This window comes from Pantoea sp. ME81 (assembly GCF_903970985.1).
In the GTDB taxonomy this organism is placed as follows: Bacteria; Pseudomonadota; Gammaproteobacteria; order Enterobacterales; family Enterobacteriaceae; genus Pantoea; species Pantoea communis.
Genome location: NZ_CAJCKS010000210.1, coordinates 1 through 7,360 on the forward strand (window position 1 = coordinate 1; position 7,360 = coordinate 7,360).

The window sequence follows — 7,360 nt, forward strand, 5'->3', positions numbered from 1 at the left end:
CCTGATTGTTGAGCCTCTTTCCGGATCTGCGGGGGCGATTATCCCACCGGTTGGCTATCTGCAACGCTTGCGTGAAATCTGCACCCAGCACGATATTTTACTGATCTTCGATGAGGTCATTACCGGTTTTGGCCGCATGGGCCGCTGGAGCGGCGCTGAGTATTTTGGCGTCACGCCCGATATCCTCAATTTCGCCAAGCAGATCACCAATGGCGCGGTGCCGCTGGGTGGCGTGGTCGCCAGCAGCGAAATCTACCACACCTTTATGGCGCAAAAACTGCCAGAACACGCGGTGGAATTTGCTCACGGCTACACCTACTCTGCCCATCCGGTGGCCTGTGCGGCGGGCCTGGCGACGCTGGAGTTACTGGAACATGACGCGCTGATTGCGCAATCCGCCGAGCTGGCACCGCATTTTGCCCATGCACTGCATGCGCTGCGTGATTGCCCGAACGTCATCGATATCCGCAACTGCGGTCTGGTGGGAGCCATCCAGCTTGCGCCTCGCAGCGGCGATGCCACCATTCGGCCGTTTGAAGCGGGCATGGCGCTGTGGAAAGCCGGTTTTTATGTGCGCTTTGGTGCCGATACACTGCAGTTTGGCCCGATGTTCAATACACAGCCTGCCGAGTTGGATCGCTTGTTTGACGCTGTAGGTGAGACGTTGCATCACATAGCGTGATGGCACAGTGCCCGCGCAGAGAACGGATTAATCAAAGCTGCGGGCGGCAAATCTCCAAAAGGCGTCCAGCGCGGGGGAAACTTCCCGGCCCGCAGCGCGAACCAAACCAAAACGCCTCACCGTGAGCGGTTGGATTGGCATGGCAATAACGCCTGTCATGTTATCGGGTAACGTGGATTCCGGCACTATTGCCATACCCATACCTTCTTTCACCAGCGCGCATGCGCTGGCCCAATCTCGCACCGTAATTCGCACATCGGTCAAGGCTAGTCCTGCCTCTTCCACCAGGCTCCCGCCATTCACTTTGCAACCCCCGGTTGCCAGAATGAAAGGCTGTTGTTGGAGTTCCTGTAATGTCATACCCGCGCGGTGGCTGCGTGCCAGTTTATGCTGAGCAGGCAGTAGCGCCATCCAGCGATCTTGCCCGAGCAGGATGGCGTTATCTTCCAGCCGAGGATTTAATACCACGCCCACATCCACCTCATCACGCTGCAGCCAGGTGACGACCTCCTCGTCACTGCCCTCAATAACATTCAAATTGATGCCGGGGAAATCGTGCGCGAACTGCTTTATCAAATCAGGCAATAAGACTGAGACCACCGAAGGAAAGCACGCCAACCGCACGCGCCCCTGGTCCAGACCCCGCGCCTGGTGAGCCAGGGAACGAATAGCGTCTAAGTGATCAAGCATTTGCTGCGCCTGTTGCACCACTTCACGGCCTACCTCCGTCAGCGAGATGGCGATGCGGCTGCGATGGATCAACGTGACGCCGAGGGATTTTTCGAGTTGCGTAATGGCCTGGCTGGCGGCCGATTGCGTCATGCCAATTGCGGCCGCCGCACGGGTTAAGTTCTCGTGCGCGGTGACCGCGACTAAAAGTCGCCAATGGGTAAGATTCATCATGTCAGTAGCTCAGCTAATGATGAGGTAATTAAACATTAATTTTACTGACAACATGCGCGTAAGCAAGATGCATGCAGACAACAGCAACCGGGATTTTCGATGAAACTTTATTTTGCCCCTGATACCTGTTCACTGGCGCCACATATCGTTCTGCGTGAACTGGCACTGCCTTTCACGTTGGTTCGTGTCAACAACCAGTCAAAAAAGACCGAAGACGGAGAGGATTTTTATTACATCAATCCCAAGGGTTATGTCGCTGCGCTGGAGATGGATGAGGGTTCGATCCTGACGGAAGGCCCGGCGATTTTGTTGTACCTCGCCAGTTTACAACCCTCCGCACCGCTATGCGTGGCGCCCGGCGGAATGGATTACATCAGGCTGCTGGAGTGGCTCAATTTTCTTGCCACTGAACTGCATGCGGGTATGGCGCCGCTGTTTAATCGCGCATTACCCCAGCAGGTACGTGAGGGATTTGAACAGCGCCTTTTCCAACGTTTTGCATATTTAGAACATACGTTAAGGCCAGGGCTGTTTTTGCAGGGCGAAACGATCGGTTTGGCCGATATTTATCTGTACGTTCTCTGTGGATGGTGCAAATTTTTCGCGATTGATTTAACACAATGGCCGACCCTGCAAGCGCATTTTCAGCGTATTCATGCGCGACCAGCCGTGCAAGCGGCCCTTTTGGCGGAGCAATAATTGATGCGTTTCTACATATAATCCAACATCTTCTTCATACTCTCTGCCGATTCTTCTGATTCAATACCTTTTTGCATTCAGTCTGGATCGGCCATGCTCCGTCGCCACTTTCTTACCGGTTTACTGCTCTCCCCCTTTGCTGCGCGCAGCGGCTTTAGCCTGGCCGCTTCCGCGGCAAAACCCGCACAGGTATTGCCCTTGTGGCCAAAACAACCGCCTGGTGGCGGTGGACCTTTAGGGGCGATGACGTTTAGTGCCAAAGGCGCGCAGCGGAATATTGCCATGCCGACGCTCACCGTCTTCAAGCCTGTTCAGCCGAAGGGACGCGCCGTACTGATTGCGGCTGGCGGCGGCTATACGCGTATCGAAATGGGCAAAGAAGCCTGGCCCGCTGCCGCGTGGCTGGCGGCTCAAGGCTACACAGCGTATGTGCTGAGTTATCGCCTGCCGCAGGAAGGCTGGAAAGATGGCGCGTTAGTGTCACTTCAGGATGCACAGCGCGCACTACGTATCGTGCGTCACCGTGAGAACAATGTCAGCGTATTGGGCTTTTCGGCTGGCGGGCACCTGCTGGGAATGGCGGCGAACCGCGCGGACTTTCACGCTTATCAGGCCAGTGATGCAATGGACAATCTCCCCGCAACGGCCGACCGTGCCGCGCTGATCTATCCCATCATTACGCTTGAGCCACCTTATGAACACACCTCCACGCATAAAGTGTTGGTCGGGAAAGACGCATCACTCAGTGCGGATACCGCCTGGTCGGTTCAATCCTACGTTAATCCGCAATCACCGCCGTTTTTCCTGGTTCAGGCCGAAGACGATCCTGTTTCCGATCCGCACAATACTTTGATCATGGCTGCCGCGTGTAAGGAACAGCATGTGCCGGTTGAGATGCATCGCTATCCCAGCGGGGGGCATGGTTTTGGATTAGGTAAGCCCGGCACACAAACGACTGAGTGGCCGGGACATTATCTGCAATGGTTAAACGCTTAACGTGGCGGAAGGTTGAGCCAGGCCCGCCAGCAACGTCTCCGAACTGGCCACCGCACCAAAAATACCGCCCTGCATGTGAATCATGCTTAGTGCCGCTTCGTGATGTTTTAGCTCGGTCGCGGCGCAGCAATCGGACAGTACCAGACATTCGAAGCCGCGATCGTTGGCTTCGCGCAGCGTGGTATGCACACAGACATCGGTGGTAATACCCGAGATGATAAGATTACGCATCCCCCTACTGCGCAGGATCAGTTCAAGATCGGTGGCATAAAAAGAGCCTTTGCCTGGCTTATCAATGATGGTTTCACCCGCCAGTGGCGCCAGCTCCGGGATAATTTCCCAGCCCGGCTCACCGCGCACCAAAATGCGGCCACAGGGACCGGGCGCACCGATTTCCGCCTGCATCCGCTTTGAACGCCAGCGTTTATTGGCCGGCAAATCACTCAGGTCAGGACGATGGCCTTCACGCGTATGGATGATCGGGAAGCCTAACTCCCGCATGCGTGCCAGCACGCGCTGCAAAGGCGCTATCGGAGCGCGGGTCAGTGCGATGTCATACCCCATGCTATCGACGTAGCCGCCCTTGCCACAAAAATCGGTCTGCATATCGATAACGATCAGTGCGGTATCCGCAGGCGTACACCGCCCATCAAAGGGCCAGGGATAAGGTGTTGAATCAATGGTGAATTCAGGCATTTTTCTGCTCCATCAGGCTCGCTGCGTTTTCACGTTTCAGTTTGACAATCAAAGTGTAACTGGCAGCAGCCGTCACCAGGCCAATCACCGCTTCACCAAACTGCGGGAATTCAATGTGGGCAATCACCGCACACAAGCTGCCAATCGCCCAGGCGGCAAAAGCGCTACCGCGCAGACGACGGGTTTTGCGCTGCTCGCTGATTTTTGCCATGAAGATCAGGTCAACGATCATGACCGCACCAAACGGCGGTACCACGATGCCGAGCAAACTCAGCCACTCGAGGAAGTAAGACCAGACGCCCGCCAGCGCCAGTGCCCCGCCGATGGCGCCGAGGATCAACGTCCAGACTCGCATCTTGCTGCTGAACAGATGGCTAAAGCCAACGGCACCGTTGTACAAACAATGGGTACAAACCGAGCCGAGGTTAATGAAAACAAACAGGAAAGCGATGATGGAGAGTAACGTGCCATGATTCATCAGCATTGGCAGGAAGTTACCGCCATTATTGACCGGATCAACCGCCGCGCCCACCGCTACAATCACCACACCGAACAGATATGAGATGACGTTCGCCATAGGAAAGGCGGAAAACGCCGCGATAACCGCTGATTTGCCGTCTTTCGACCAACGGGTAAAATCCGCGGTCATGGTGCCCGAATCGGCGAATCCTGCCACCACCATCGTCACCGCCGTTCCCATGCTCATGGCGCCGACGGCACCAGTACTGCCTTTGAACTGAGTGATGGTGCTGAAATCGTGATCCTGCCCAATCAACCACAGTGCGACCAAACCGAGCACCACAAACAACGGTGCGGCAATCATGCCCAGGATCGACAACGCACGTACGCCGAGGAAGGTGACTCCGGTATACAGCACCATGGCGATAGCGGTCACCGCGAGTGCGTTCCAGCCAAAGGTTTGGTTAATGACTGTACCGGTTAAACCCGTTTGAAACGCATACCAGCCAATCACGACGGTCGAGAGAAAACCGGAAACGAGGATATAGCCTTTAGTGCCAAAGGTACGCTTTGCCTGCAGGGCGAAGTTCATCCCGGTGTTACCTGCAAACCAACTCAGTGCGCCAACATAAGCGAACAGCACCAGATTGCCGAGCAGGATGGCAATCAGCGCGGGCCAGAAACCCAAATGCCAGGTAATAATGCCACCAAACAACGCGTTGGTAAGGATCATCGGGAAACCGAACCAGACGGCTGATACCGACCGCGTCGAGTGACGGTGACTTAAAGGAACCGGCTCGTGTTCAAATTCCTGCTCCAGCGCAGGGGAGGATTTGTTACTCATGGGCAACTCCGATTAAGTCAGGATAAAGGTGATTCCACGGTTGGATGCGCTCGAAAGCGGCACTTGCCGCCAGCACCAGGCCATCGTCCAGATGACGACCCACGATTTGCAGACCAATCGGCAAGCCACTGGCGGTGAAGCCCGCAGGGATTGAGGCCGCCGGTTGGCCAGTGAAATTGAAGGGATAACAGAACGACAACCAATGATCGCTGCGCACCATGCGCCCATCGATGATTTCCGGTCCCTGCATGTTGAGCGGGAACGGCGGCACTGCCAGCGTTGGCGTCAACAGCAAGTCGTAACGCTGCATAAATCGCCACAGCTGATTGCAGATCTTCTTGCGTGCGGTATTGGCGTCGGTAAAGTGTTCAGCGCGCCATTCGCGTTGCAGCATGGCGCTCAGATGAGGTGACATGCGTGAGCCCAGTTCGCTTTGCATCTGACGCATGCCTGTGAGATCGCTTTCAAAGGCCACCAGCGCGGCAAAGGTGGCGCCTTCATCGGCAATCCCTGGATCAACCTCTTCTAATTCCGCCCCCAGTTCACGGGCGAAATGTCGAGCGGCCTTAGTGACAACGTCACGCACCTCTTTATCGACGGCGATGTAGCCAAAATCGACACTAAACGCAATGCGCAGCCCGTTTAAGGGTTTTTCCAGAGAGGAAATCCAGTTAACGTCGCTGCAGGGAATGGAGTGACGATCGCGCATATCCGGGCCTGCCATCACTGACATCATTAGTGCGCTGTCTCGCACCGTGCGTGTCAAGGGGCCAATATGCTCCAGTGATTCCCAGCTAGAGACGCCGGGAAAGCGTTCATCGCGGCAGCCGGGCCATAACGGCACCCGCCCCATCGAAGCCTTGAATCCATAAACGCCGCAGTGCGCCGCTGGAATACGCACCGATCCGCCGCCGTCACTGCCCAATGCCATCGGGCAAAGGCGAGCGGCGAGCGCTGCGCCGGATCCGGCACTGGAACCGCCGGGCGTTTTGCTCAAATCCCAGGGATTGCGCGGTGAAGGAAACAGCGGATTGTGCCCAACGCCGCTATAACCAAACTCGGGCGCAGTGGTTTTCCCCAGCAGCACAGCATCAGCAGCCAGCAGGCGCTCGACGGTGATGTCGTCATCTTCAGGAATGAAATCGGCATAGGCTGCCGAACCGGAGGTGGTTTTCACACCCGCCGTGCAAATGAGATCCTTAACCGCCAATGGCACACCCGCAAAAGCCCCCAGCGCTTCACCGCGTGCACGCTTCGCATCCACCACTGATGCCTGCTGTAACGCCAATTCGGGTGATGCCGTACAAAAAGCCCGAATCAGTGGTTCGCGTTTTTCCATACGATCCAACGCGGCTTGCGTTAATTCGCGGGCAGACACCTCGCCATTGCGGATCAGCGCTGCCAATGTAGTAGCATCCTCATCCAGTAAAGCCTCAAACATGATTCATCTCCCGATTTGGTCACTTAACGGGATTAATGCAGTTTGCGTGCCAGAAGGTGCCAACAATCAGCGGCGAGGAGATAGCGCCTGATGGGATACGGACTTGGATACAAGATCGAATACTTATGTTTCGTTTTAATGTATTAGGTTTAACAGGAAGCACAAAAATAGCGCAGCGATGCGCCATTTTGGTCATCACTGATGCAGGCTGCTTTCAGCGTTGCTAAATGTCACTGACTGGATAAACATCATCGGAAAATACAGCGCCACGTCATGCAGTTGTAACCTGCGTATTATTCGATTTTTAATTCAGTAAACATTTCATAAACGACATCACGAATAGGATAATACTTATCACAGATAAAATGAGAAATGTGTCAGGGTGAGCGAGGTTAAACAAAGTCTCATTTTCCATTCTTTTATCTGAGGGCGAACGGGTGAATTATTTCGACGTATCCATTCTGGCCGTAATTCAGGGGCTGGCGGAATTGCTGCCGGTTTCCAGCTCTGCACACGTCATTATGACCGAAAAGTTGTTGGGCCTTGACCCCGCGGCCCCGGACATGACGCTGTTGCTGGTGATGCTGCATACCGGCACGATGTTCGCGGTGATTGTTTACTTCTGGAATAACTGGCGGGA

Annotated in this window: 8 protein-coding genes; 4 read left to right on the top strand and 4 right to left on the bottom strand. The window is 55.2% G+C overall.

The features are described from left to right. A partial coding sequence (locus H7A81_RS24105; RefSeq protein WP_182058954.1) for an aminotransferase class III-fold pyridoxal phosphate-dependent enzyme occupies positions 1-682 on the top strand: 682 nt, incomplete at its 5' end. A 27-nt stretch (positions 683-709) separates the two neighbouring features. Here H7A81_RS24105 and H7A81_RS24110 read toward each other — a convergent pair. Beyond that, the gene (locus H7A81_RS24110; protein WP_182058955.1) at positions 710-1,585 is read right to left on the bottom strand and encodes a LysR family transcriptional regulator; all 876 of its coding nucleotides are present in this window, start codon (positions 1,583-1,585) and stop codon (positions 710-712) included. Positions 1,586-1,684: 99 nt separating this feature from the next. On the opposite strand from H7A81_RS24110, the gene H7A81_RS24115 reads away from it, so the two are divergent. Further along, positions 1,685-2,284, top strand: a complete 600-nt coding sequence (locus tag H7A81_RS24115) for a glutathione binding-like protein (protein WP_182058956.1) — start codon at positions 1,685-1,687, stop codon at positions 2,282-2,284. A 93-nt stretch (positions 2,285-2,377) separates the two neighbouring features. After that, positions 2,378-3,280, top strand: a complete 903-nt coding sequence (locus H7A81_RS24120) for an alpha/beta hydrolase (RefSeq protein ID WP_182058957.1) — start codon at positions 2,378-2,380, stop codon at positions 3,278-3,280. On the opposite strand, the gene H7A81_RS24125 is transcribed toward H7A81_RS24120, so the two are convergent. From H7A81_RS24125 to H7A81_RS24135, 3 genes are read right to left on the bottom strand one after another with little or no spacing between them, the layout of a single operon-like run. Further along, entirely contained in the window at positions 3,269-3,976 is a 708-nt protein-coding gene (locus H7A81_RS24125; RefSeq protein WP_182058958.1) for a cysteine hydrolase family protein, read from the bottom strand. The genes H7A81_RS24120 and H7A81_RS24125 overlap by 12 nt on opposite strands. Next, the gene (locus tag H7A81_RS24130; protein ID WP_160867547.1) at positions 3,969-5,279 is read right to left on the bottom strand and encodes a cytosine permease; all 1,311 of its coding nucleotides are present in this window, start codon (positions 5,277-5,279) and stop codon (positions 3,969-3,971) included. Before H7A81_RS24130 ends, H7A81_RS24125 begins: the two co-directional genes overlap by 8 nt. After that, positions 5,272-6,720: an amidase gene (locus tag H7A81_RS24135; RefSeq protein ID WP_182058959.1), complete on the bottom strand. Its 1,449-nt coding sequence runs from the start codon at positions 6,718-6,720 to the stop codon at positions 5,272-5,274. The genes H7A81_RS24130 and H7A81_RS24135 overlap by 8 nt, the downstream gene beginning before the upstream one ends. Before the next feature lie 437 nt (positions 6,721-7,157). Between H7A81_RS24135 and H7A81_RS24140 the strand changes: the two genes are divergently transcribed. Beyond that, positions 7,158-7,360: undecaprenyl-diphosphate phosphatase (locus H7A81_RS24140; RefSeq protein ID WP_182058960.1), on the top strand; the 203-nt coding region annotated here is incomplete at its 3' end.

Bases quoted from the DNA above. Each gene is read 5' to 3' on its own strand.
- H7A81_RS24125 (WP_182058958.1), bottom strand. From the start codon at position 3,976: ATGCCTGAATTCACCATTGATTCAACACCTTATCCCTGGCCCTTTGAT.
- H7A81_RS24110 (WP_182058955.1), bottom strand. From the start codon at position 1,585: ATGATGAATCTTACCCATTGGCGACTTTTAGTCGCGGTCACCGCGCAC.
- H7A81_RS24120 (WP_182058957.1), top strand. From the start codon at position 2,378: ATGCTCCGTCGCCACTTTCTTACCGGTTTACTGCTCTCCCCCTTTGCT.
- H7A81_RS24115 (WP_182058956.1), top strand. From the start codon at position 1,685: ATGAAACTTTATTTTGCCCCTGATACCTGTTCACTGGCGCCACATATC.
- H7A81_RS24130 (WP_160867547.1), bottom strand. From the start codon at position 5,279: ATGAGTAACAAATCCTCCCCTGCGCTGGAGCAGGAATTTGAACACGAG.
- H7A81_RS24135 (WP_182058959.1), bottom strand. From the start codon at position 6,720: ATGTTTGAGGCTTTACTGGATGAGGATGCTACTACATTGGCAGCGCTG.